The organism is Gordonia sp. AC31, assembly GCF_031844505.1.
GTDB lineage: Bacteria > Actinomycetota > Actinomycetes > Mycobacteriales > Mycobacteriaceae > Gordonia > Gordonia hongkongensis.
The window spans coordinates 36,748-59,807 of sequence record NZ_JAUZVK010000005.1 but is presented as its reverse complement, the minus strand read 5'-3'; the positions used below and the strand labels follow the sequence as shown (position 1 = coordinate 59,807).

The window sequence follows — 23,060 nt, the reverse complement described above, 5'->3', positions numbered from 1 at the left end:
CGACGATCCCTGACAGACGAGCGGAGACCCATGACCATCGACTTCTACTGGCGGATAGGGATGGGTGGCGACCACGCCACCCTGCGCACACCCCGACGGCTCAACCGGGGAGACTGGCGCGGCGTCCAGCCGGGCAACCTGACGCCGGCGATCCGTGCGGGAGAACGTGACTCGTACACCTACATCGACCACATGGCGGCCGTGGCCAAGGCGTCGGAGAGCGCCGGCTTCGTCGGCGGTCTGCTCCCGTCGTTCCCCGGGACCGACGATCCGTGGGCGGCCGCTGCGGCGCTCGCCCGGGAGACCAGCACCTACCGGTTCATGGTGGCCTTCCAGCCGGGATTCCTGCATCCGTTACAGGCCGCCCGGATGTCGGCCAGCCTGCAGCGGGCGACCGGGGGACGCCTGGTCTACAACATCATCAGCGGGGGCGGAGGCCCCGCCCAGCTGTGGTGGGGCGACAAGGTCGCGCACGACGACCGTTATCGCCGGACCAGTGAGTTCCTCGATGTCCTCAAGGGGGTGTGGGGAACTGAGCCATTCGACTACGACGGCGACTTCTTCTCCACCGAGGGTGCGGTCCTGCCACCGCAACTCGCCGAGACGCCGTTTCCGGAGATCTACTTCTCCGGGTCGTCCGGTGCCGCGGTCAACGCCGCGGGCAATCATGCCGACTACTACCTGTCCTGGCTCGAACCCTTCGCCGACCTGCGCGCCAAGTTCGACGGGGTGCGCGAGCACGCCGCGCGGCTGGGACGGCGTCCGCGGTTCGCGGTCCGCATCGACATCCTCGCCCGGCACACCGCCGAGGCGGCGTGGGCCGAAATCGCCGAGGGCTGGCAGCACGTCGACCGCGCCGCGGCGAACCGCCAGGCGCAGGGCGACTCCGTCGGAGCCGGCCGGATCAAGGGCTGGGTGCCCGAGAACATCACCGACTACACCGATCTCGAGGTCCAGCCCAATGTGTGGTGCGGCTTCAGCCTCATGCGCGGTGGCCCGGCCTTCGGACTGGTCGGCAGCTACGAGCAGGTCGCCGAACGACTCGACGAACTGATCGATCTCGGCGTCGACGCCTTCATCCTGGCGGGCAACCCTCATCTCGAGGAGGCCTATCGCGTGGGCGAGGAGGTCCTCCCGCTCCTGGGACGATCCCGGCTCGGCCGTTCCGAGACCACCACTGGTTCCGCCCTGGGTGTGGCCTGAGGAACCCCGCGCCCGCCATCGCACCCATCGTCGAAGACAGACAATCCATTTCATCGCAAGGAGAGACATGACCACCGTAGAAACCGGACTCGACCGCGAGGTCGCCGACTTCGTCGCCGAGGTGACCGAACACGCACAGAAGGCATTCGACGTCTTCCGGACCACCGGAACGGTGTCGGCTAACGGGACCGCCAACTTCGTCGAGCGTGTACCCGGTCGTGAGATCGCCGTCGCGCTGAACGACCCCGGCCCCTGGGCCGACGACCTGACCGTCCACCCCGTGGTGGCGACCTTCGACGGTGAGGTCCTGTCTGGTTCTGGGGCAGCGGGTTTCGTCACCTCTTACGCCCCGGTGTTCCGGGCCCACGAGGACATCACGACGGTCGTGCACATCCACACGCCGTGGCTCGGGGCCTGGGCGCAGACCCACCGGACCTTACCGATCCGGTACGCCGCCTCGCAGCGACTCACGCTGTCCCGCGAGATCCCGCCGCACATCAACCGCCACCAGCCGGCGTCGGAGTTCATCCTCGAACGCCTGCAGGAGGATCCGCATCTCGCCGCCATCTTCGAGGCCAACGGCGGGTCCAACGTGATCGGACGACGGGGTCTGCTCGACACCGCGAAGTTCATCGTCCTGCTGGAGGAGGGAGCCCAGTTCCAGGCCATCGCCGAAGGACTCGGCGGCTCGGCCGAATTCCACCCCACCAATCTCGAGGTGCAGTGGAAGCGCAGCGGTCTTCTCCCCGAGGCACGCGAACGCGGCCTCATCCCCGAACTCTGACCACCCACCTCACACACCAGGAGATCGCATGACCATTCGAGTCGGCTACTTCCCGCACAACAACTCCCTCTTCGTGCTCCGGCACCGGGGCATCCTCGAACAGCGCATCGACGCCGAGTGGGTCGACCTGCGGAGCCTGCCCGCGTCGCCGGAGCCGGACCCGACCACGGGCCTGCCCACCCTGCACTCGGACTGGCTGTTCACCGAGGGCGGGTACGACTTCATCGGCACGGGTTTCACGCCGCCGATCACCGGCCTGGCGCAGGGCCGTGACCTCGTGTACGTCGGGGTGTCCGGGCCGCGCACCGAGAACGGGCGGCTCGTGGTGAAGGCCGACTCCGACATCGACTCGGTGGCCGCGCTTAGGGGCAAGCGGGTGGGCATCGCCCATGGTTCGTGGCAGACGACCCTGCTGCTGTTCGCGCTCGACTCGGTCGGATTGACGTGGCGCGACATCGTGCCCGTCAACACGTCGGTCACCGACGGCGCCGACTCGTTCCGCAGCGGTGAGATCGACGCCTGGGTGGGCGCGTACCCGGGCCTCACCGCCGTCGAGCGCGACCTCGAACTCCGGACCCTCATCGACACCGAGGGACTGTTCAGCCACCCGTCGCTGTGGTTCACGCGACGCGACTTCGCCGAACAGCACCCTGCGGAACTGGCCGCGATCGTCGACGCGCTGCGCGAGTCGGATCAGTGGATCGTCGACCATCCCCGCGAGGCCGCCGAGTACTTCGTCCGCGATGTCGTCGACCGCGGCGGGGACGCCAGCCTCGACGCCTGGGAAGCCGCCATCCGTAACCGGCCGTTCGGAATCGGGCCGGTCACGGACGGCTTCCTCGACGAGCAGCAGCGCGCCGCCGACCTCCTGCACGCCAACGGTCTGCTGCCGCGACCGGTCCAGGTGCGGGACGCAGTCCTCCCGTCCGTCGAGGCGGTGGTCACCGCCCCGTGACAGGCGTCAGTGCTGCGCGGCCGTGACATCCGTGCCGCGCGGGACGAGCGCGAAGACGGCCACGGCGACGGCGACGAGCGTGACCCCGCCGACCAGGCTCGTCTGCTGCATGGCGTCGGTGAACGCGGCCGCCGCCCGCTCCGCGAGGCCCGGTGCTCCGGCGGCTTCGGCGAGACCCATGGCGGCGCCGAGGGATTCGCCGGCCGCGTCGGTCACCTCGGCGGGTACGCCGGGGACGGGCTCGGCCGTCAGCGTGGTCCGGTAGAGGATCGACGCCACGCTGCCGAGGATCGCGACACCGAGCACATTGCCCAGGTCGTAGGCGGTCTCTTCCAGCGCGGCGGCGTTGCCCGCCTTGGCATCCGGGGTGCCGGCCATGATCATCGCCGATGCGATGGCCAGTGATCCGATGCCGAATCCGACAAGCACCTGAGCGGTGGCGACGGTGCTGTAGGAGAGCCCGTCGGAACCGAGGAACATCAGCGCCATCCCGACGCCGGCGATGCCGATGCCGCCGGCCACGACGGCTCGGGCGCCGATCATCCGGGAGAGCGGGGCGGCGATCATCGAGGACACGATCGCCGCTCCCGCCACCGGCAACAGCCGCACACCGGCCGCGATCGGGGAGTGGCCCTCGACCAACTGGAGCCACTGGGCCAGCAGCAACAGCGCCGCCGCGAGTCCGAACATCGAGCCGAGCGCGGCGAGAACACCCGCACTGAACGGCCGGCTGCGGAACAACGAGACGTCGAGCAGCGGCTCGGTGCGTCGCATGCAGCGTCGGACGAACAGGGCCAGGATGAGGACCGCGCCGATCAGGGCCACCCAGGCGGCCGGTGCGAGGAGGCTCTCCTCCTTGGCGAACCGCTTGATGGCCCAGACCAGGGCGACCATGCCGGCGATCGACATCAGCGCACCGACGGCGTCCCACCGGCCCGGCTGCGGGTGCTTCGACTCCGGCAGGATCAGCACGGCGGCCACGATGGCGACCGCCATCAGCGGGACGTTGACGAGGAACGCGGCGCGCCACGAGAAGTACTCGAGCAGAACCCCGCCGACGATCGGGCCGACGGCCGCACCGAGGCCCGACACCGCGGCCCAGAGCCCGAGGGCGGTCGCACGCTCGGCGGGGTCGGTGAAGATGCTGCGCAGCAGGGACAACGTGGTCGGCATGATCATCGCGCCGCCGACGCCCAGCAGCACCCGGACCGCGATCACCGCCTCGGGTGACTCGGCCAGCAGGACCAGTGCCGAGGCCCCACCGAACACCGCGAAGCCGGTGACCAGCATCCGTTTTCGGCCCCACCGGTCGGCCAGTGAACTCATGGAGAGCAGCAGGCCGGCCAGGACGAGCGAGTAGGCGTCGATGATCCACAGCTGCTGATCGGCGGTCGGGCGCAGGTCGCCGGCCAGGTCGGGGAGTGCGACGTTGAGGATCGTGAGGTCGACGGTGATGACCAGCAGGCTGGCCGACAACACGGCGGCCGACGCCCATCGGCGCCGGAAGGACAGGCCGTCTGCGCTGGTGGTCTCGGTGGCGGATCGCTGGGTCATCGTCGGCTCCGGTCGTGCTCGGGGGAGGGCAGCCCGGTCAGGGCCGTCAGGGTGGCGGTCAGGTCGTCGAAAGACAGCGGCGTCCCGTAGAGGAGTGCGTGCATGGCCACGCCGTCGGTGTACGCGGCGATCGCGCGAGCGGCCGTCTGCCCGACGTGCGGGATGAGGATTTCGACCAGCCCGTCGGGCCAGCGAACCGCGAGCGGGCGGAGCGCGGGATCGAGGACGGCGGCCGACACGAGCGCGAGGTCGGCGCGGATCAACCGCTCGTCCGACAGATAGTCGTGGAGCGTCTCGGCGAAGACCGCCGCGGCTGGGCCGTGTTCGGCGAGGGTCTCGGCCACCTCGGCCAGGCCGGAGTCGATGTCGTCGGCCAGGCGGGCGAGCGCTGCCTCGCGCAGATCGTCGAGCGTGGCGAAGTACTGCGTCGTCGAACCGAGCGGCACACCGGCACGTTTCGCGACAAGCCGGTGGGTGAGCCCCTCGGAGCCCACCTCGGTGATGAGCGTGGCGGCGGCCTCGACAATGGTGCGTCGCCGTTCCTCGGGATCTCGTCGGCGGCGGGGCGCTGCCTCCGTCATGACTGTCCTCTCAAGCTAATGTACGGATGTACATGTACAAACGTACACTAGCGCTTCGTGGGTTTGCCTGTCGAGTGCTGGCATCATGCGACCATGGCGGTGAACAGGATCGATGCGGTCGAGCTGCCCCGGACGGCGCTCGGCGACTTCTTGTCGTCGTCGGCCTTCGCGGAGATGCTCGACCCGGACGACGAGCGCACGTCCTCCCGCGGTGCGGCGGCCCGGCGCGCCGAGGTCGCCGATGTGGTGCGCGCCGTCGACCGTTTCGCCGGCCGGCGATTCGTCGACCGGGAGCGCGCCGGCGAGGTCGTCTTCGGCGGGATCACCGCCGGGGGGCTCGGGGTCCGTCCTTCGGTGGTCGACGAGGTCCTCGCCCTGCTGCGGCCGGTCGGGGTCCCCGCGCCCGGCGCCCCGAAACCTGTTCCCCACGAAGCGCAAACGGTGCTCGGTAGTTACGTCTATGCACTGGTCGATCCGCGTGACGCCACGGTGTTCCACGTCGACGCCGGCCGCGGGAACCGCGTGTACCGCCATACCGCCGCCGCGCTGGCGGGCGACGCACCCGACCCTGCCGACATCGTCGGCGACGACGATCCGGCCGAGGTCGCGGCCGCCATCTCCGAGCGCATCCGCGACATCGACGCCGACGGGTTCGGCGTCGAACACTGGATTCTGCGGTACGACGTCGGTTCCCTCGATTCAGCTGCAGCGCACGCGCTTTCGCTACGGCGCACGGTAGTCGACGTCGTCGCTCTGGCCGGATCGGCACTTCCGGAGACGCCGGATGCGCAGGGGCCGTGGCGCATCGAGGAGCTGATCCTGCGACATGCGGCGCTGGTGTCGCCGCCGTTGCCCGACGTGTGCGTGCTGGTGAAGGTCGACGAGTCCGCCCGCAGCGACGCCACTGCCGAGGTGATCTACGAATCCGCTCGCAGCGCTTGGCGTGCGGGGCCGCACCGGACCGTCCCCGATCTACCGGTGCTGGTGTTCGCCGACGATCTCGTCCGGGCCGTCCATCGTGTCGACTACTGGGAGTCCTACCGCGACGACGATGGCAATCTCGATCCGAAGCGGTGGGTGTACACCGGGAGACCCGACGCCGAACTCGAGGCCCGATATGTGGGCACCAGCCTGCGTGAGGTCCGCGAACGGCGCGGTGGCAAATGGAATTCGTCGGGATGGCACCCGTACGGACACGTTCCCTGAGCCTGTTCGTTGGAACAAAATCGCCTGTCGTGATCCGACGAGGGACGCGCGGTCTGGTAGTACTCGCGGCATCGTCCATCGACAGAAAGCCGGCGCATGTCCTCGGATCGACGCAGTTCATTCGACCACCGCACCGCCCTGATCACCGGCGCCTCCGCCGGGATCGGCAAGACGTTCGCGGAACAACTCGCCGCGGAAGGGTACGACCTACTGCTGGTCGCCCGTCGGGCCGAACGGCTCGACGAGTTGTCCGAGCGACTACATCGCGAGCACGGCGTTCGCTGTGAGGTGTTTGCCGGGGATCTGTCCGAACCCGGCACGCCGGCCGCGATCATCGAGCGCGCCGATGAACTAGGGCTGGACATCGACGTGCTGATCAACAACGCCGGGATGTCGCTGAGCACCAAGTTCGCCGAGACGCCGTGGGGGGAGGTCGGAGGGCAGCTGCAATTGATGCTGACCTCGCTGACCGAGCTGTCCCACCGCGTGCTCCCGGGGATGAAGAAGCGCCGGTGGGGGCGGATCGTGAACGTCTCGTCCATCACGGCTCTGCTGCCTCCCGCGGAGGGCCTGCTCTACTCCGCGATCAAGTCGTATGTCCTGCTGATGTCCCAGTCCCTGGACATGGAACTGAAACCGCACGGCATCCACGTGACGGCGCTCTGTCCCGGTTTCACCAGGAGTGAGTTCCACGATGCGATGGGTGCGGAGACCCGCGAGACCGCCGATCGCCTGCCCGGCGTGCTGTGGCAGGAGCCCGAGGACGTCGTGCGCGAGGGGTGGAACGCGGTGATGAAGGGCGACGCGGTGTGCGTGACCGGCATGGTGAACAAGCTGGTCACGACGGCCGTGCGTCCCATTCCGCCGGGTATCCAGTACTTCCTCGGCCGGACGCTCAATCCGTTCAAGTAGACGCCGGGCGGCTCACTTCTTGGTGCGCCGACTCCCGCCGTGCCAGTCCTCCTCGACACCCGCCTCGCCGTCGGTCACTCCGAAGGCCCGCAGTTGTGGCTTCTCCCGCAGGCTCCGCTTGAGCTCGGCGAAACCCGGGAAACTCGCCAGGCCGATCACGTGGTCCCACAGGACGACCGCGTCGTCGTCACCGGGTAGACGGCTGATGACGGGCCCGAAGAATGCAACTCCCTCCGGCGGCTCGAAGTGGATGATCGGCGTACCCACGTCGCGACCCGTCAGCGACAGGGCCTCGTCGGTCTCGGCCTGGATCTCCGCGTCGAACTCGGCGTCGTCGAGGGCATTCAGGTGGTGCGCCGGCAACCCGAGCTCGTCCAGGACGGGCCCGAGGAAGTCGGTGGTGCCTCGATGATCAGTGGCGTCGACGGTGTAGGAACCGGTGTGCGCGTCAAAGATTCGTGTACCCAGCGCCTCGTAGAGCGGGCCGATGGCGGCCGGTCCGCGTTCGCGGCGGATGCTCGCCGCCGCGCGCAGGAGGCGGAGTCCGGCGGTGTGCCCGGCCTCGTACTCCGGCGGGAACTGCGCGTCGTAATCGATGTGTGCGTTCAGCAGACGTAGCGAGATGAACCGCCATTCCACCGTGTAGTCCCGCTGGGCCTGTACCTTTCGCACCCATTTGCTCGTCATCCACGCGAACGGACAGACGGGATCGAAGTAGAAGTTGACGTCGGCCATGATCTCGACGGTAGACGGCGGGACAGTCCTAGGTGTCGGCAGAAGCCGCGAACAACCGGTCGCCTAACCGGTACCGCTCGACTGAGTGTCTGGTGAGCCTGTGACGGGCTCGTTGGCGGGGAGGAGGTGCTGCACAGTAGCGAGCGACGGCCGCTCGAGTGGACCGGTGTAGAGCTCGAGTGCCCAAGTCATACACGCCCCGTAATCAGCCGGGGTGGGCGAAGCCGAAGCTGAAGAAGAATGGTTCAGGCGGACCACTGCGAGACCAATCTCATTCGTTCACCTCCGGCAGGACCGGAGCCGGCGCGGATATCGAGGTCAATCGGAGTACGGGTCAGGTGGAACGATTGCGGAGTAGTAGCGGTCTGCGAGAGAAGGAGTGACGGTGGAAGGGTTCTTCGTGCTGCTCACGCCACCGGTCGCCCTCGCGCTCATGTTCTGGGCGTGGACCATCTGGCTATCCTTCAGAGCCGCTGGCCGAAACATCCAACGATCTTCGGCCGCAGTTTCTGCGGTGCTGGCGATCTGCGGGGCAATTGCTTTCCTCGCGTTGACCAGTCTCGACGATTACAACGACTACCCCGGTCACACGTGTTCGGTGCGTGATGGGTTTGTACCCGTCGGCTTTCCCCCTGAGCAGCTACCACCGCCGCCTCCAGACGTGGTGAGCACATTCCATCCCAGCCTCGACTGGTCTCACCGATTCGAGCTCCTTCCCCTCGGCGTGCGCTGCACCTACTGGATTCGAGACGACCCCCGCATCACAATGAGCACCCACAGCCCCTGGCCGTACTCGGTGTGCAGCTACGGAGCGCTCGTCGTTGCCTTCGTCCAGGCCATCCGAGTCGTCAATCCCGACCTGCTCAGACGCGGTGCGCCGCCGCGGCCAGCGCGTGCAGGTGATGGCGGGCAGATGTAGGCGTGCCACAGTTGATGAGTGCGTACCAAGGTGTTGTTTTTCTGGGTGCTCGGTGGAATCATCACCGCCTTCGCCGCCGCGATCGTGCTCATCGGTGCCGCTGGTTGGCTCACTCTTCGCTCGTCGTGGTTCGAGGACAGCCTGTCCAAGGTGTCGGTCACAGAAGACGCCGACGGGGCTGAACGGATCGCCGAAGCCATGGGTGCTCACCTGAACGACAGCGCCATCAACTACGGGGAAGTGACATCGCAGTTGCAAGGCAAACCGAGTGCTTACCTCGTCGTGAAAGCGGACGGTGCGATGTTGCGCGACAGGATCATTCGGCAGTCACGGCTGCACTGTGCGACCACCGATCCGCCGAATATGGCGTCGATGCGCTCACCGTCGAGGCACGGCCCGCCGCCCTCACCGACTCTGATGGCATGTGGCCGGCCGGCTGGCGACTACAACGACCCGGCGTCAGCGGGGGAGTGGGGCGGTCATCTCACCGTCTGGTTCGACCCCCAGGCGGGTGACCGCAGCACTTGGCTCTACATTTCCGCCGCCCCATTCTGATCGAACGGGTGCAGCACGCTTCGCGTAGTTCGTACAGCGCCACTCGAACTAATGACGACCCGCCTGTCAGGGCCGACCGTAATGATGGATGAGTGAATTTCGATGGAATGATCCGTGTGGATGAAGGCGCGCCGCGCGTCGTGCGGATCGAAGACGTGCCGGCTCTTTCCTACCTCGACATCGAAGCGCGACGCGAGTTCTGGGGTCACGTCGGTCTCTTGCCGACTCTCGAGCGGCTTTCGCGAATCTTCGCTGACCTGGACCTGGCCCGCATGACGAACAGTGATGACGACGTTGTGCTCGCTTTCTTGTCCGAGGTCAGCGAACCAGCTGGCGCGCAGACTGCCGACCTGCTGGCTCGCGGCAACGCTGTGCTGCATCCGATGCCGCTGTTCCTGGCGATCAAAGAAGTCATCGAGTGGGCCGATGTGGACGGGGATACCGCGCCCACGAGTGACGAACTCCTGGCGGTCTTTCTGAGCCTGTCGGCTGAAGCCCATGACGCAGCAATGCCCACGGAGGGGGCAGGCCTTGACCAGATGCTCGACGAGATGACGCTGACCCGCCTGACCCAAACAGCACTGCTGCATCCCGAGCCCCTGGAACTCCTGTCGGCGTCGACGGAGGGGATCTGGTATCGAGGCTGGTCAGACAGAACCTCCGACAAGGTCAAGCGTAACCTCGCCGACTCTCCAGCCGCGCAGTGGGCCGAGATCACCGGGGTCGATCTCGACGACCTCCTGTCACTCGGGTGGCTGTTCTACAACCTCTGGAAACACGAAGCACTTACGTGTATCGAGCCTGAGTTCTTCGGTCGCTACGCCGTCGCACCAGAAGCCGTCGACTTCCTGATGAGCCATTGCACGGTGTCAATCGCAGATTTGCGCAACCAGCTGGCGCAGGAACGAGCCCAGAACGCGTCGCTCTGGACTCGCTACAAGCTTCAACAGACCCCGTTTGTGCGTCTCGACGACGGCACACTGCTACCCATCCGATTTCAGTACGTGATCCAACGCATCTTCGGCGACCATCTCTACCTCGAGACCGAACACATGCTGCGCGTGGCCGACTCAAAGAAGGCTGATCACTACGCAGAGGCAATGCGGAACATCTTCGAGGAACGCGTTGGCGAGGTCCTCCAACGGATCTGTGCCTACGACGAATCTGGAGAGACTGTGCTCGTCGAAGAGTCCGAGATGAAGCGAGTCTGGAGAACGAACAAGTCGACACCGCCAAAGATCTGCGATTTCGCGCTCTCTCGTGGGCATGGTTGCATTCTGATAGACGCCAACATGCGTAGCTTGCCCCAACCCTTCGCGGAAGGTGCGGCGACGATCGAATCGCTGCAGCTAGAGATTGAACAACGGTTCACGACAACCAAATTCCGGCAGTTACTCAGCACCGTCGACCTTTTCATGAGCCGAGGCTGGAACAGGTTGCGTACGGCGGTCACCGGTCGCACAAGATTTGTCCCGATCGTGGTTGTTCCCGACGCGGGAATTCCAGGCGACATCGCAGTCGAGAACGCGGTGTATACAAGGGCATTCGTCCTAGTACGCAAGTACAACCAGAACCCGAACGCCACTAAGGTCCATGTCCCGGCAATTCTCACCTGGCGTGACTTGCTCCGACTCGATGGACTTGCAGAGCGCGGCATCGATATTTTTGTCCTACTCAAACGCTGGCGCAATGTTGATCCACAAGGCCGGTACGGCCGCGAGCCGCTCCCGGTGCCGCTGAGTGAGTTTCTCGATCGCCAGCACCTCAACTCTCCTATGAGTCAGCGAGAACACCGGCGAGGATGGGACTTGTTCGAGCATCTGCGTTCGCGCACTGAACAACGCGCGATCGCTGCCATACCGCCGCCCCTTCGCCAGTCAGTGGCAGCAGAACTCGCGCGCCTGCGGCGCGACCAACCGAACTTCGACAACCGACACGAGTTTGTCGAGCGCGACGGCCGTGCCGTCAGAGTCGCCGAAGACCCAACGAACTTGGTAGACGAAGAAGGCCGCTGACAGACAGTCCAGACGGTCGCCTGGCCACTTTTGGGCGGGCGTAGCGTCGGTTATGACAATGGGTAACGCATTCGTCTGTCCCCCATGGTGGTCGTATCACGTGGGGGTTATGACGGGCCCGCCCCAGCGGACCGTGGCGTCCGCGGTGACATCGATGCCGGGATCGTCTCGGACGGCGTCCGAGACGGGGTCGCGGTCTGCGGCGGCCCGAGGGCGCGGCGGTGTCGGTCTCGCGATGAGCGGGGCCACTAGACTCGAGGCGTGACCGGAGCCGACGACTCGACACGTGACCGCGACCGCGACGGTCTCCCGGATCCCGGTCCGACCGGCGACGATGCGACATCCGCCGCGGACGGCCCGGACGAACCCTCCGCAGCGAACGATAGGACCGGTGGGTCGACCCGTCGTCGGGGCGACCGGCTTCCCGTCCGACGCGATGATTCCGGCCGTCCCGGACCCGGGCGCCGGATGGCCGACCTGCTGGCCCGCACCGACTCCCGCGCCGGGGTCGTCAAGGCGGCTCGCGCCGCACGAGATCTGATCCCGCACGACGAGAACCCGATCACCGGGCCGCGTGCATCCGACCGCGTGGCACGCCTCATCAGCGAGTCCCGGCCCGAGAAACCCAGTGCCATACGAGAGCTCGGCCTCGCATCGATCCAGGTGTGGCAGGCGTTGGTGACCACGCGACGGCGTCGATCCGGTCGCACCCCAGTCCCCGCCACCATCTTGTTCACCGATCTCGTCGGATTCTCGACGTGGGCCCTGCATGCCGGAGACGACCAGGTCCTTCAACTCCTGCGCGACGTCAACGGCGTCACCGAGAACATCGTGCGCAGTCGCGGCGGACGTATCGTCAAACATCTCGGCGACGGGACGATGGCCGTGTTCATCGACGGTGTCGAGGCGATCGAGGCCGGTCACGAGGTGATCGTCGCCGTGAGTGCCCTGACGGTCGGGGACTACCGGCCACAGCTGCGAGCCGGTCTTCACACCGGCGAACCGCGGGCGGTCGGCGACGATTTCCTCGGTGTCGATGTGAACGTCGCCGCTCGGGTCGCGGCAGCCGCGGGAGCCGGTGAGCTGTTGGCCAGCGGAGCGACCGTCGAGGCCGCCGGCGCCGATCGGTACGCCACTCGTCGTCGACGATTCCGCGCCAAGGGGGTACCGCGCGACATCGAGGTGTTCGCCGTCGTGCCCCGCTACTCCGACTGACCGATCCTCGACCTGTTTGCTAGCAGCGTGTGTACGCCGAAGAGATCGAGAGGACTACGTGCGGCCGCGCCGAGCTTTACGGGCCGATAGACGCGTTGCCTGTGCCCGCCGACACGCACGATGGGCGCACGACGGGCCGTGACCACCGCACGACTGGTCAACCCCGGCTGCGGCTCCCACCCCTCGAGGATCTTGTCGATCGCACGCACTACTCCACGGGCCGAATGTTGTTGACGCGACGGGCATCTGCGGCCAGTATCTGATCCAGTTCGAATGGCCTCATGAGTCGGCGTGGGCCTCACTCGAGACCCACGCCGACTTCACCTCAGCGCTGCGCGCTCGCGAGAGCCTCGTTGAACGTCGTACTCGGACGCATGACGGCGGCGGTCTTGTCCCAGTCGGGGTAGTAGTAGCCGCCGATGTCGACCTGCTCGCCCTGTACCGCGTTCAGCTCTTCGACGATCTTGTCCTCGTTGGCCGCGAGGGTTTCGGCCAGCGACGAGAAGTGCTTCGCGAGGTCGTCGTCCTCGGTCTGCGCGGCGAGTTCCTGAGCCCAGTAGAGCGCCAGGTAGAACTGGCTGCCGCGGTTGTCGAGTTCGCCGGTCTTGCGCGACGGTCCCTTGTCGTTCTCGAGCAGCTTGCCGGTGGCGGTGTCGAGGGCCTTCGCGAGGAGAACGGCGCGCTTGTCGTCGAACTTCTTGCCCACGTCCTCGAGGCTCACCGCGAGCGCGAGGAACTCGCCGAGCGAGTCCCAGCGGAGGTGGTTCTCCTCGATGAGCTGCTTGACGTGCTTCGGTGCCGAGCCGCCCGCGCCGGTCTCGTAGAGTCCGCCGCCGGCCATCAGTGGGACGATCGACAGCATCTTGGCGCTGGTGCCGAGTTCCAGGATCGGGAACAGGTCGGTCAGGTAGTCGCGCAGGATGTTGCCCGTCGCCGAGATGGTGTCCAGGCCGCGGACGACGCGCTCGAGGGTGTACCGCATGGCGCGGACCTGCGACATGATCTGGATGTCGAGGCCCTCGGTGTCGTGATCCGGCAGGTACTTGTGGACCTTCTTGATCAGCTCGTTCTCATGCGGGCGGTACGGGTCGAGCCAGAAGAGCACCGGCATCCCGGAATCGCGGCACCGGTTCACGGCCAGCTTGATCCAGTCCTGGATGGGCGCGTCCTTGACGATGCACAGACGCCAGATGTCGCCCTCTTCGACGGTCTGGGTGAGCAGCACCTCGCCGGTCTCCAGATCGGTGATGTTGGCGGTGCCGCCCGCGGGAACCTCGAAGGTCTTGTCGTGCGAGCCGTACTCCTCGGCTTTCTGCGCCATCAGGCCGACGTTGGGCACCGTGCCCATCGTCGTGGGATCGAACTGCCCGTTGGTCTTACAGAAGTTGATCATCTCCTGGTAGATGCGGGAGAAGGTCGACTCCGGGTTGACGGCCTTGGTGTCCTTGAGCCGGCCGTCGGCGCCGTACATCTTGCCGCCCGCGCGGATCATTGCCGGCATCGAGGCGTCGACGATGACGTCGCTGGGGGAGTGGAAGTTGGTGATGCCGCGGGCCGAGTCGACCATCGCCAGCTCGGGGCGATGCTCGTGGCACTTGTGCAGGTCGTCGATGATCTCCTCGCGCTGCGCGCTGGGCAGCGACTCGATCTTGCTGTAGAGATCCGACAGCCCGTTGTTGACGTTGACGCCGAGCTCGTCGAAGAGTTCGCCGTGCTTGTCGAAGGCCTCGCGGTAGAAGACCTTGACCGCGTGCCCGAAGACGATGGGGTGCGAGACGCGCATCATGGTGGCCTTGACGTGCAGCGAGAACATCACGCCGGTCTTGTAGGCGTCGTCGATCTGTTCCTCGTAGAACTTGATCAGGGCCTTCTTGCTCATGAACATGCTGTCGATGACGTCACCGTCGGTCAGCGTGACCTCGGGCTTGAGCACGAGGGTCTCGCCGGAGTCGGTGATCAGCTCCATCTTGACCTTGCGGTCGCCGGAGACGGTCATCGACTTCTCGCCGTGGTAGAAGTCGCCTTCGCGCATGTGGGCGACGTGGGTGCGCGAAGCCATCGACCACTCACCCATGCTGTGCGGGTGCTTCTTCGCGTACTCCTTGACCGCCTTCGGTGCTCGACGGTCCGAGTTGCCTTCGCGCAGAACGGGGTTCACGGCGCTACCGAGGCACTTGGTGTACCGGTCGCGAATCGCGCGCTCCTCGTCGGTCTTCGGGTTGCCCGGGAAGTCGGGCAGGTCGTAACCCTTGCCCTGGAGCTCTTTGATGGCGGCGAGCAGCTGGGGGACCGACGCGGAGATGTTGGGGAGCTTGATGATGTTGGTGTCGGACTTCTGGGTCAGCTTGCCGAGCTCGCCCAGGTTGTCGGTGACCTTCTGGTCATCGGGCAGGAGGTCGGAGAACTCGGCGAGGATGCGAGCCGCGACGGAGATGTCGCTGGTCTCGACGGCGATCCCGGCCGCTCCGGCGAACGTGCGCACGACCGGCAGAAACGCGTGAGTGGCGAGCATGGGTGCCTCGTCGGTCAGCGTGTAGATGATGGTCGGCTGTTCGGCACTCATGCGATGTGTTCTCGATTCTGTCTTGGTCGACGCGTTTGTGTGTTCGGCCTTGTGGGTCCGGTTTTACCGATATCACGACGGGGATGGACTCGCGTGACATCCACCCATGATTTTGCCTGTCCGGGCCGGGCGGCGGGAGACGTGGTCGGTGGATTCGCGTCGAACGCCAGGTGGTAACGGCTGTGACCTGGCCTGCGTCCCAAAATTTGTGTGGTCGACGCCACAGTCGGTTGGTCCGGGGTGCCGACATGAGTCGACCCCACTCGGTTGGCGGGTGATCGCCGTCGAGCGGGGTCGGTCGGGACGGTGGGGCTGGGCGCGGGTGGTGTCAGGCGACGCGAACCGGCACGGTCTGCCGGAGTCTGATCAGGCCGTCCCGGATGCGGGACTTGACGGTCGGCAGGGCGACGTCGAGATGCTCGGCGACCTCGCGGTAGGTGAGCCCATGGAAGTAGGCGAGCTCGATCGCCTGGCGCTGCAGCGGGGTGAGGGTTTCCAGGCCGGTGTGGATCAGGCGGGCGATCTCGCGTCGCTCCACCGATTCGCTGACCTCGTCGACCTCGCGACCGGTGTCGGCGATGCCGTAGGCGACGGTCCGGCGGGTCGCCGCCGACTCGGAGCGCACGCGATCGACCGCGCGACGATGCGCGAGAGTGAGAATCCACGACAGTGCGGAGCCGGACGCGGGATCGTAGGCGTCGGCATTGCGCCAGACCGCCAGGAACGTCTCCTGGGTGGCCTCCTCGCTGTAACCCGGATCGCGGAGGACCCGCAGCGTCATGCCGTAGACCCGGTCGCACGTAGCGTCGTAGAACTGCGCGAACGCGTCCATGTCGCCGGTGGCCACCCGGGCGAGGAGAGTGCTCAGTTCGGTGTCTTTCATCACGAAGCTCCTTGCCGCAGATGGATTGTCCCGCTCTCGGGGCTCACGTCGGGCGGCATTGCGCCGAGTGGCCGAGTTGCGATGTGTCCAACGCTAGGCCCCGCGCTGCGAAAAGTGATCATCGCGACACACAACGGGACGCTTTCGCAATACTTGGTAACGAGGAGATAACGGCGGCGCTCGCGCCCTCCGAATCGCCGGTGAGCTGGGATGTCGGTGTCGCGGAGTAGCCTCCTCGCGACGAGAGGGGCGTGCATGCCTGACGACACCATAACGATCGCCGACGGTCGAGCGCGTTGCCTGTGGGCGACGCGTGAGCCGGAGACCACCTACCACGACACGGAGTGGGGATTCCCGATCGCCGGCGACACGGCGCTGTTCGAGCGCGTCTGCCTCGAGGGTTTCCAGTCCGGGCTGAGCTGGCGGACGATTCTGATCAAGCGGGAGAATTTCCGGGCCGCGTTCGCCGGATTCGACATCGAGCGCGTGGCACGCTTTACCGACGCCGACGTCGCCAGGCTGCTCGCCGACGCCGGCATCATCCGACACCGCGGCAAGATCGAGGCATCGATCAACAATGCGCGCCGGGCCGTTGAGCTGATCGACGAGCAGGGGTCGCTGGAGTCCTATCTCTGGAAGTATGCCCCCGCCGGGGACCACGTGCCGGGTTCGATGACGACCTCGCCCGAGTCGCTCGCTCTGTCGAAGGACCTGAAGAAGCGCGGCTGGCGATTCGTCGGTCCGACCACGATGTTCGCCCTCATGCAGGCGACGGGAATGGTCAACGACCACGCCTACGGCTGCGTGATCCGCGAGGACGTGGAAGCGGCGCTGCGCAAGGCGAGCCCGCACAAATTGTAGACAATCCGACAATGTGCCATCATCCCTGCATGACGGCCCAAATCGGCATCGGGATGGTGTGCCCGTTCGACATGGCTCTCGATCGCGAGCTGTGGCGGTGGATGCCGGATTCGGTGTCGCTGTACTTCACCCGCACCGGTTTCATCGACGCGCCCGTGGACGTGGAACTGTGCCGCGACCTGAACAACCACGCCGAGATCGCCGCCGCCGTGCGGGCCGTCTCGTCGGTCGGGCCGCGCGCCTTCGGTTACGCCTGCGCATCCGGCAGCTTCGTTTACGGGATGGCCGGTGCGCTCGAGATCTCGAACTGCATGCTCGCGGCCGGCGCCGACCGGGCGGTGACGACGTCCGAGGCCCTGATCCGCGCCCTCGATGCGCTGAACGTCGGCACGCTCTCGGTCGCCACGCCGTACACGGCGTCCCTCACCGGTCTGCTGTGCGATTTCCTCGCCGAGTCCGGCCGGAGCGTCGTCGCCCAGGCGGGCCTCGGGCGCAACTCCGAGATCTGGACCATTCCGTACCACGTGACCGCGGACCTCATCCGCGCGGCGGACCACCCCGACGCCGACGCGATCTTCGTGTCCTGCACCAATCTGTGGACCTACGACATCCTCGCCGGCCTCGAAGCCGAACTCGGCAAGCCGGTCCTGTCGGCGAACCAGGTCACCGCCTGGGCGACCCTGTGCGACGCCGGGGTTCTCGGTGAGATCAACGGGCCCGCCGGCCCGTCGGACGGCCATGCGCAGACACTGTTTGCCCGTAGCATTGCCGCATGACCTCGAGCGCGGCGACATTCGGCGAAGCAGGCACCGCCAAGTACGTGAATCTGACGACCTACCGCAAGGACGGCACTGCGGTGACCTCGCCGCTGTGGGCGGCGCTCGACGGCGACCAGCTCGTCATGTGGACCGTCGCGGATTCGTGGAAGGTCAAGCGTCTGCGACGCGATCCGCGCGTCGTCGTGCAGGCCTGTGACGTCCGGGGCCACAAGACTTTCGGCGCACCCGTCAGCGGTACCGCCGAGGTGCTCGACGCCGCGGACAGCGGTCGCGTCAAGAAGGCCATCACCGACAAGTACGGACTCCTCGGCAAGATCACCATGCTCGGCAGCAAGCTCCGCCGGGGCGATCACGGCAGCGTGGGGATCGTCATCACGCCTACGGCGTAAAGGTCAGAAGCGCGCGGATGTCAACGCGGCGTCAACAATGACGCGAACCGCGTATGGAATGCGTTAAGAGCTCTTTCGCGGCCCGTCGGGCTGCGTGATCCTTCGACGTGGCCACCGAGTGGTGGACGTCGATGTGATCGGAGAGTGACTGCGTGGCGGATCTCGTGTACGTGCTGCCGGCCCTCGCAGGGTTCGCCCTGTGTGTGCTGGCGGTGCGGGCCCTCGATGTGCGGACCAGATCGTGACCGCGGACGGGGTGACCAACGTCGTGCTGCTGGCTCTCGCCGCCGCGACCGTGGTGTTCCTGCTCGTCGCGCTGGTGTTCCCGGAGAGGTTCTGACGGCGTGAACACAACTGTTGCGGGACTGCTGCAGGTGGCCGCGCTGGTCGTCATCCTTGCCGTTGCCTACGTCCCCCTGGGCGATCACATGGCACGCGTCTACACCGGTGAGAAGGACCTTCTCGTCGAGCGCGTCCTCTACCGGATGGCGCGGGTGGACCCCCGCCGCCAGCAGACCTGGGTGGGTTACGCCCTTGCAGTGCTGGCCTTTTCGCTGATCTCGTTCCTCGTCGTCTACCTGCTGCAGCGTCTGCAGGGGGTGTTGCCGTGGTCCGACGGAAAATCCGGTGTGGCCCCGTCGATGGCGTTCAACACCGCGATCTCCTTCGTCAGCAACACCAACTGGCAGTCCTTCTCGCCCGAAGTGGTGATGAGCAACCTGACACAGATGCTCGGCCTCGCCGTCCAGAACTTCGTTTCGGCAGCGGTGGGACTGGCGGTTGCGATCGCGGTCATCCGCGGGATCGTGAGCCGCCGCGGAACCGGCGAGATCGGGAACTTCTGGGTGGACCTGGTGCGCGGATCGGTCCGAATCCTGTTGCCGCTCAGCCTCGTCCTCGCGACACTGCTGATCACCCAGGGGCTGGTGCAGTCCTGGCACACCGGGTTCGGTTGGACCACTCTCGACGGTGCCGACGCGCGGAGCATGCTCGGCCCGTTCGCCTCGCAGGAGGCCATCAAGGAACTCGGCACCAACGGCGGCGGGACACTGTCGGCGAACTCGGCACACCCGTTCTCCAACCCGACGCCTTTGTCGAACCTGCTGGAGATGGCCGCACTCCTGTTGATCCCGGTCTGCCTGACGCGCACCTACGGAAGGATGGTCGGCGACCGCCGGCAGGGACTGACGCTGCTCGGCGTGATGGCCGCGATCTGGTCGCTGATGCTCACGCTCGTGTGGATCTTCGAGAGCCGCACCCCCGGAAGCGCTTCCGCGGCCGCCGGGGGGATGATGGAAGGCAAGGAAGTCCGGTTCGGCATCCCCGGATCGGCGCTGTTCGCGGTGTCGACGACCGGCACGTCGACCGGCGCGGTGAACTCCGCGCACGACAGTTTCTCGGCGGTCGGCGGCGGCGCCGTCCTGTGGAACATGCTGCTCGGTGAGGTCGCACCCGGCGGTGTGGGATCGGGTCTGTACGGCATCCTCGTGATGGCGATGATCACCGTCTTCATCGGTGGTCTGCTCGTCGGGCGCTCGCCCACCTTCCTCGGTAAACGCATGGGACAGCACGAGATCACCATGGCCGCGCTGTACGTGCTGGTGATGCCGGCGCTCGTGCTGATCGGCACCGGGATCTCCATGATCCTGGGATCGACGACGCAGGCGCAGGGCAACAGCGGAGAGCCGGGCACTCCGGGCTCGATCCACGGGTTCACCGAAGTCCTGTACGCATACGCATCGGCGGCGAACAACAACGGCAGTGCGTTCGGCGGACTCACGGTGACCGGTGACTGGTTCCAGACCTCGCTCGGCATGGCCATGCTCCTGGGCCGTTTCCTGCCCATCGTGCTGGTGCTCGCGCTGGCCGGGCTGCTCGCCCGGCAGACGCCGCGCGGCGGTGACGCCCTGTCCGGGGACCCCGCGCGACCGTCGGCCGCCACCGGGGACCGAGTCGGCGGCGCGTCGACCGCGGTTCTCACCGTCCCTGCCGACACCGCCACCGATGACGTTGCGGCGGAGACGCGTTCGACCCTGCCCACCTCCGGACTCCTGTTCGGATTCCTTCTGACCGCGACCATCGTGCTCGTCGCCGGTCTCACCTTCTTCCCGGCCATGGCGCTGGGACCGATTGCCGAGGCACTGCTGTGACCACACAACTCGTCACCACCGACGATCCTGACAAGACGGGCGTCGTGGATCCCACCGACCCCGAGCCGACGCTGGTGTCGCGCGGCGCCTTCGACGTGCGTTCGCTGGTGACGTCGATGCCGCTGGCACTGCGGAAGCTCAGCCCGCGCGATCAGGCCCGGAACCCGGTGATGTTCGTCGTGTTCCTCGGAGCCGTCGTCACCACCCTGCTCGCGATGCTGCGGCCATCCTGGTTCAGCTGGACCGTCGTCGCCTGGCTGTGGTTCACCGTGCTGTTCGCCAACCTCGCCGAAGCCGTCGCCGAGGGACGTGGCCGGGCGCAGGCCGACAGTCTTCGAAAGGTGAAGCGGGACACGATCGCCCGCCGTCTGCGCGACAGCGACGACCGCACGGGCGCCGGTGCCACCGACGAGGTGGCCGGCAGCGAACTGCGGATCGGGGACCTCGTCGTGGTCGAGACCGGCGAGATCATCGCCGGTGACGGCGACGTCGTCGACGGGATCGCCACCGTGGACGAGTCGGCGATCACCGGAGAGTCGGCGCCGGTCGTCCGCGAATCCGGCGGCGACCGCTCGGCGGTCACCGGTGGCACCGTGGTGCTCTCCGACCGCATCGTCGTCCGGATCACCACGGCGCCGGGGGAGACCTTCGTCGACCGGATGATCGCGCTCGTCGAAGGCGCCGCGCGGACGAAGACTCCCAACGAGATCGCGCTCGACATCCTGCTGACGAGCCTGACGGTGATCTTCCTCCTCGCGGTCGTCGCCGTCGCACCGATGCAGGAGTACGCCGGGCAGTCACCCGACCCGGTGAAACTGATCGCGCTGCTGGTGTGCCTCATACCGACGACCATCGGCGCCCTGCTCAGCTCGATCGGCATCGCCGGCATGGATCGACTGGTGCAGCGCAACGTCCTGGCCATGTCGGGGCGCGCGGTCGAGGCGGCCGGCGACATCGACACCCTGCTGATGGACAAGACCGGGACGATCACCTACGGCAATCGTCGTGCCACCGACCTGGCCCCGGCACCGGGAGTGTCCGTTGGGGAACTGGCACGGATCGCCCACCGGTGCAGCCTTGCCGACGACACTCCCGAGGGACGAAGCATCGTCGACCTCTGCCGGACCGCGTACGGGGTGGCCGCCGACGCGGAGACGGGCCCAGACCGTCCGGTCAGCGACACGATCATCCCGTTCACCGCGCAGACCCGGATGAGCGGCGTGGACTCCCGGGCCGATGGTGTGACAAGCGGCGGTACCACGGTCGAATACCGCAAGGGCGCCGCCGATGCGGTCACCCGGTGGGTCACGGCCGGGAATGGCGTTGTCGACGACACGGTCGCCGCCGACGTGGAACGGATCTCGTCGGCGGGTGGCACACCCCTCGTGGTCGGCGTGCGCGCCGACGGGGAAGAGGCGCGGGTCATGGGCGTGATCGCGCTGTCCGATGTGGTGAAGCCCGGCATGACAGCGCGGTTCGCGCAGCTCCGCGCGATGGGCATCCGCACCGTGATGGTCACCGGCGACAACCCACTCACCGCCCGGGCCATCGCGACCGAGGCCGGCGTCGACGACTTCCTCGCCGAGGCCACACCCGAGCAGAAGCTGGATCTCATCCGCTCCGAGCAGGCCGCCGGGCGCCTCGTCGCGATGACCGGCGACGGCACCAACGACGCACCCGCTCTGGCGCAGGCCGACGTGGGGCTCGCGATGAACACCGGGACCTCGGCGGCCAAGGAAGCCGGCAACATGGTGGATCTCGACTCCGACCCGACGAAACTCATCGAGGTCGTCGGCATCGGCAAGCAGTTGCTGATCACCCGAGGTGCCCTGACGACGTTCTCGCTCGCCAACGACCTCGCGAAGTACTTCGCGATCCTGCCTGCGATGTTCACCGCCGTCTATCCGCAACTCGACGCCCTGAACATCATGGGCCTGCATTCGGCGCAGTCGGCGATCGTGTCCGCGGTGATCTTCAACGCACTGATCATCGTGGCGCTCATCCCGCTGTCGTTGCGCGGCGTGCGCTACCGGCCAGACTCGGCGTCGAAGTTGTTGGGCCGCAACCTACTCGTCTACGGAATCGGTGGGGTGGTCACGCCGTTCATCGGTATCTGGCTGATCGATCTCCTCGTTCGTCTTCTTCCGGGAATGGGATGACGTCATGAACACAGTCTGGTCCGGCTTCGTCCGGCAATGCGTCGCCGCCGCGGGCATGATCCTCGGTCTCACGATCATCCTCGGTCTCGTCTATCCCGCTGCCGTGTGGGCGATCTCGCGCGTGAACACCGACGGGGCGGAGGGCTCGCGGGTGTTCGATACCGCGGGATGTGCGGTCGGCTCGACGCTGATCGGTGTCGACCCGCAGGTCGAAGCGGGTGCGCCCGATCCGTATCTGCATGCTCGGGTCGTGGGCGCCCCGGGTGAGCCGATGGCGACCGGGGACCCGGCAGCGTCCGCGGCGACCAATCAGGGGCCCAACAGCGAGGTCCTGCTGACCAACGTCACCGCGCGTCGCGCGCTGATCGCCGAACGGGAGGGAGTGACACCCGCGCAGGTGCCCGCCGACGCGGTGACCGGGTCGGGGTCGGGACTCGACCCGCACATCAGTCCCGCCTATGCCGGGCTACAGGTCGCCCGGCTCGCGCGCGAGAACCGTCGGTCACCCGCGGAGATCGAGGCGGTCATCGACGCGCACACCGAGGGCAGACAGTTCGGATTCCTCGGTGAGCCCCGCGTGAACGTCCTCGAGGTGAACCTCGCGTTGGGGCACGCGCCGCCCGGCTGTCGCGCCCCGTGAGC

The 23,060-nt window shown here is 66.9% G+C and carries 21 protein-coding genes; 16 read left to right on the top strand and 5 right to left on the bottom strand.

Features of this window, described 5'->3' with window-relative positions; translation table 11 throughout:
* Positions 1 to 30: 30 nt before the first annotated feature.
* From Q9R39_RS07850 to Q9R39_RS07840, 3 genes are all read left to right on the top strand, one after another.
* Complete coding sequence (locus Q9R39_RS07850) at positions 31 to 1,203, top strand: LLM class flavin-dependent oxidoreductase (protein ID WP_265966952.1); 1,173 nt, start codon at positions 31 to 33, stop codon at positions 1,201 to 1,203.
* Between the two features lie 67 nt (positions 1,204 to 1,270).
* Complete coding sequence (locus Q9R39_RS07845; RefSeq protein WP_058249814.1) at positions 1,271 to 1,987, top strand: class II aldolase/adducin family protein; 717 nt, start codon at positions 1,271 to 1,273, stop codon at positions 1,985 to 1,987.
* 28 nt (positions 1,988 to 2,015) lie between these two features.
* On the top strand, positions 2,016 to 2,942 hold the full coding sequence (locus Q9R39_RS07840; RefSeq protein ID WP_058249815.1) for an ABC transporter substrate-binding protein: 927 nt from the start codon (positions 2,016 to 2,018) through the stop codon (positions 2,940 to 2,942).
* A 6-nt stretch (positions 2,943 to 2,948) separates the two neighbouring features.
* Here the strand turns inward: Q9R39_RS07840 and Q9R39_RS07835 are convergent, their stop codons facing one another.
* Entirely contained in the window at positions 2,949 to 4,496 is a 1,548-nt protein-coding gene (locus Q9R39_RS07835) for an MFS transporter (RefSeq protein ID WP_137810372.1), read from the bottom strand.
* Complete coding sequence (locus Q9R39_RS07830) at positions 4,493 to 5,077, bottom strand: TetR/AcrR family transcriptional regulator (protein WP_065629535.1); 585 nt, start codon at positions 5,075 to 5,077, stop codon at positions 4,493 to 4,495. The genes Q9R39_RS07835 and Q9R39_RS07830 overlap by 4 nt, the downstream gene beginning before the upstream one ends.
* Positions 5,078 to 5,185: 108 nt before the next feature.
* Here Q9R39_RS07830 and Q9R39_RS07825 point away from each other — a divergent pair, with 108 nt between their 5' ends.
* Together Q9R39_RS07825 and Q9R39_RS07820 are read left to right on the top strand one after the other, a co-directional pair.
* Positions 5,186 to 6,283: a GIY-YIG nuclease family protein gene (locus Q9R39_RS07825; protein WP_247452146.1), complete on the top strand. Its 1,098-nt coding sequence runs from the start codon at positions 5,186 to 5,188 to the stop codon at positions 6,281 to 6,283.
* 96 nt (positions 6,284 to 6,379) lie between these two features.
* Complete coding sequence (locus Q9R39_RS07820; protein WP_137810371.1) at positions 6,380 to 7,195, top strand: SDR family oxidoreductase; 816 nt, start codon at positions 6,380 to 6,382, stop codon at positions 7,193 to 7,195.
* A gap of 12 nt (positions 7,196 to 7,207) precedes the next feature.
* Here the strand turns inward: Q9R39_RS07820 and Q9R39_RS07815 are convergent, their stop codons facing one another.
* Positions 7,208 to 7,930 (bottom strand): hypothetical protein, encoded by a 723-nt coding sequence (locus Q9R39_RS07815; protein WP_137810370.1) that lies wholly within the window; start codon positions 7,928 to 7,930, stop codon positions 7,208 to 7,210.
* A gap of 385 nt (positions 7,931 to 8,315) precedes the next feature.
* Here Q9R39_RS07815 and Q9R39_RS07810 point away from each other — a divergent pair, with 385 nt between their 5' ends.
* The 4 genes from Q9R39_RS07810 (at position 8,316) to Q9R39_RS07795 (ending at position 12,634) form a co-directional block, all read left to right on the top strand.
* Positions 8,316 to 8,849 carry a hypothetical protein gene (locus Q9R39_RS07810; protein ID WP_159371460.1) on the top strand — a complete coding sequence of 178 codons (534 nt, stop codon included), beginning with the start codon at positions 8,316 to 8,318 and terminating at the stop codon, positions 8,847 to 8,849.
* Positions 8,850 to 8,867: 18 nt separating this feature from the next.
* Complete coding sequence (locus Q9R39_RS07805) at positions 8,868 to 9,404, top strand: hypothetical protein (protein ID WP_311277292.1); 537 nt, start codon at positions 8,868 to 8,870, stop codon at positions 9,402 to 9,404.
* Positions 9,405 to 9,496: 92 nt separating this feature from the next.
* Complete coding sequence (locus Q9R39_RS07800; protein WP_139114175.1) at positions 9,497 to 11,419, top strand: hypothetical protein; 1,923 nt, start codon at positions 9,497 to 9,499, stop codon at positions 11,417 to 11,419.
* Between the two features lie 261 nt (positions 11,420 to 11,680).
* Positions 11,681 to 12,634, top strand: coding sequence for an adenylate/guanylate cyclase domain-containing protein (locus Q9R39_RS07795; RefSeq protein ID WP_311277291.1), 954 nt, complete (start codon positions 11,681 to 11,683; stop codon positions 12,632 to 12,634).
* 325 nt (positions 12,635 to 12,959) lie between these two features.
* Here the strand turns inward: Q9R39_RS07795 and Q9R39_RS07790 are convergent, their stop codons facing one another.
* Together Q9R39_RS07790 and sigK are read right to left on the bottom strand one after the other, a co-directional pair.
* Positions 12,960 to 15,197: an NADP-dependent isocitrate dehydrogenase gene (locus Q9R39_RS07790; RefSeq protein WP_311277290.1), complete on the bottom strand. Its 2,238-nt coding sequence runs from the start codon at positions 15,195 to 15,197 to the stop codon at positions 12,960 to 12,962.
* A 328-nt stretch (positions 15,198 to 15,525) separates the two neighbouring features.
* Positions 15,526 to 16,080 carry an ECF RNA polymerase sigma factor SigK gene (sigK, locus tag Q9R39_RS07785; protein WP_058249824.1) on the bottom strand — a complete coding sequence of 185 codons (555 nt, stop codon included), beginning with the start codon at positions 16,078 to 16,080 and terminating at the stop codon, positions 15,526 to 15,528.
* Positions 16,081 to 16,335: 255 nt separating this feature from the next.
* Between sigK and Q9R39_RS07780 the strand changes: the two genes are divergently transcribed.
* From Q9R39_RS07780 to Q9R39_RS07750, 7 genes are all read left to right on the top strand, one after another.
* Positions 16,336 to 16,941, top strand: a complete 606-nt coding sequence (locus tag Q9R39_RS07780) for a DNA-3-methyladenine glycosylase I (RefSeq protein ID WP_311277289.1) — start codon at positions 16,336 to 16,338, stop codon at positions 16,939 to 16,941.
* A 29-nt stretch (positions 16,942 to 16,970) separates the two neighbouring features.
* Positions 16,971 to 17,717 carry an Asp/Glu/hydantoin racemase gene (locus tag Q9R39_RS07775; protein WP_311277288.1) on the top strand — a complete coding sequence of 249 codons (747 nt, stop codon included), beginning with the start codon at positions 16,971 to 16,973 and terminating at the stop codon, positions 17,715 to 17,717.
* A complete protein-coding gene (locus tag Q9R39_RS07770; RefSeq protein ID WP_311277287.1) occupies positions 17,714 to 18,109 on the top strand; it encodes a PPOX class F420-dependent oxidoreductase in 396 nt (131 codons plus the stop codon). Before Q9R39_RS07775 ends, Q9R39_RS07770 begins: the two co-directional genes overlap by 4 nt.
* A gap of 241 nt (positions 18,110 to 18,350) precedes the next feature.
* Positions 18,351 to 18,449, top strand: a complete 99-nt coding sequence (locus tag Q9R39_RS07765) for a potassium-transporting ATPase subunit F (protein ID WP_083229393.1) — start codon at positions 18,351 to 18,353, stop codon at positions 18,447 to 18,449.
* 4 nt (positions 18,450 to 18,453) lie between these two features.
* Positions 18,454 to 20,259, top strand: coding sequence for a potassium-transporting ATPase subunit KdpA (gene kdpA, locus Q9R39_RS07760; protein ID WP_311277286.1), 1,806 nt, complete (start codon positions 18,454 to 18,456; stop codon positions 20,257 to 20,259).
* Positions 20,256 to 22,418: a potassium-transporting ATPase subunit KdpB gene (gene kdpB, locus Q9R39_RS07755; RefSeq protein ID WP_396275647.1), complete on the top strand. Its 2,163-nt coding sequence runs from the start codon at positions 20,256 to 20,258 to the stop codon at positions 22,416 to 22,418. The genes kdpA and kdpB overlap by 4 nt, the downstream gene beginning before the upstream one ends.
* A 4-nt stretch (positions 22,419 to 22,422) precedes the next feature.
* The gene (locus Q9R39_RS07750) at positions 22,423 to 23,058 is read left to right on the top strand and encodes a potassium-transporting ATPase subunit C (RefSeq protein ID WP_311277285.1); all 636 of its coding nucleotides are present in this window, start codon (positions 22,423 to 22,425) and stop codon (positions 23,056 to 23,058) included.
* Positions 23,059 to 23,060: the final 2 nt, after the last annotated feature.

Coding starts and splice junctions, on each gene's coding strand:
- Q9R39_RS07850 (WP_265966952.1), top strand. CDS start 31: ATGACCATCGACTTCTACTGGCGGATAGGGATGGGTGGCGACCACGCC.
- Q9R39_RS07845 (WP_058249814.1), top strand. CDS start 1,271: ATGACCACCGTAGAAACCGGACTCGACCGCGAGGTCGCCGACTTCGTC.
- Q9R39_RS07840 (WP_058249815.1), top strand. CDS start 2,016: ATGACCATTCGAGTCGGCTACTTCCCGCACAACAACTCCCTCTTCGTG.
- Q9R39_RS07835 (WP_137810372.1), bottom strand. CDS start 4,496: ATGACCCAGCGATCCGCCACCGAGACCACCAGCGCAGACGGCCTGTCC.
- Q9R39_RS07830 (WP_065629535.1), bottom strand. CDS start 5,077: ATGACGGAGGCAGCGCCCCGCCGCCGACGAGATCCCGAGGAACGGCGA.
- Q9R39_RS07820 (WP_137810371.1), top strand. CDS start 6,380: ATGTCCTCGGATCGACGCAGTTCATTCGACCACCGCACCGCCCTGATC.
- Q9R39_RS07815 (WP_137810370.1), bottom strand. CDS start 7,930: ATGGCCGACGTCAACTTCTACTTCGATCCCGTCTGTCCGTTCGCGTGG.
- Q9R39_RS07790 (WP_311277290.1), bottom strand. CDS start 15,197: ATGAGTGCCGAACAGCCGACCATCATCTACACGCTGACCGACGAGGCA.
- sigK (WP_058249824.1), bottom strand. CDS start 16,080: ATGAAAGACACCGAACTGAGCACTCTCCTCGCCCGGGTGGCCACCGGC.
- Q9R39_RS07780 (WP_311277289.1), top strand. CDS start 16,336: ATGCCTGACGACACCATAACGATCGCCGACGGTCGAGCGCGTTGCCTG.
- Q9R39_RS07775 (WP_311277288.1), top strand. CDS start 16,971: ATGACGGCCCAAATCGGCATCGGGATGGTGTGCCCGTTCGACATGGCT.
- Q9R39_RS07770 (WP_311277287.1), top strand. CDS start 17,714: ATGACCTCGAGCGCGGCGACATTCGGCGAAGCAGGCACCGCCAAGTAC.
- Q9R39_RS07750 (WP_311277285.1), top strand. CDS start 22,423: ATGAACACAGTCTGGTCCGGCTTCGTCCGGCAATGCGTCGCCGCCGCG.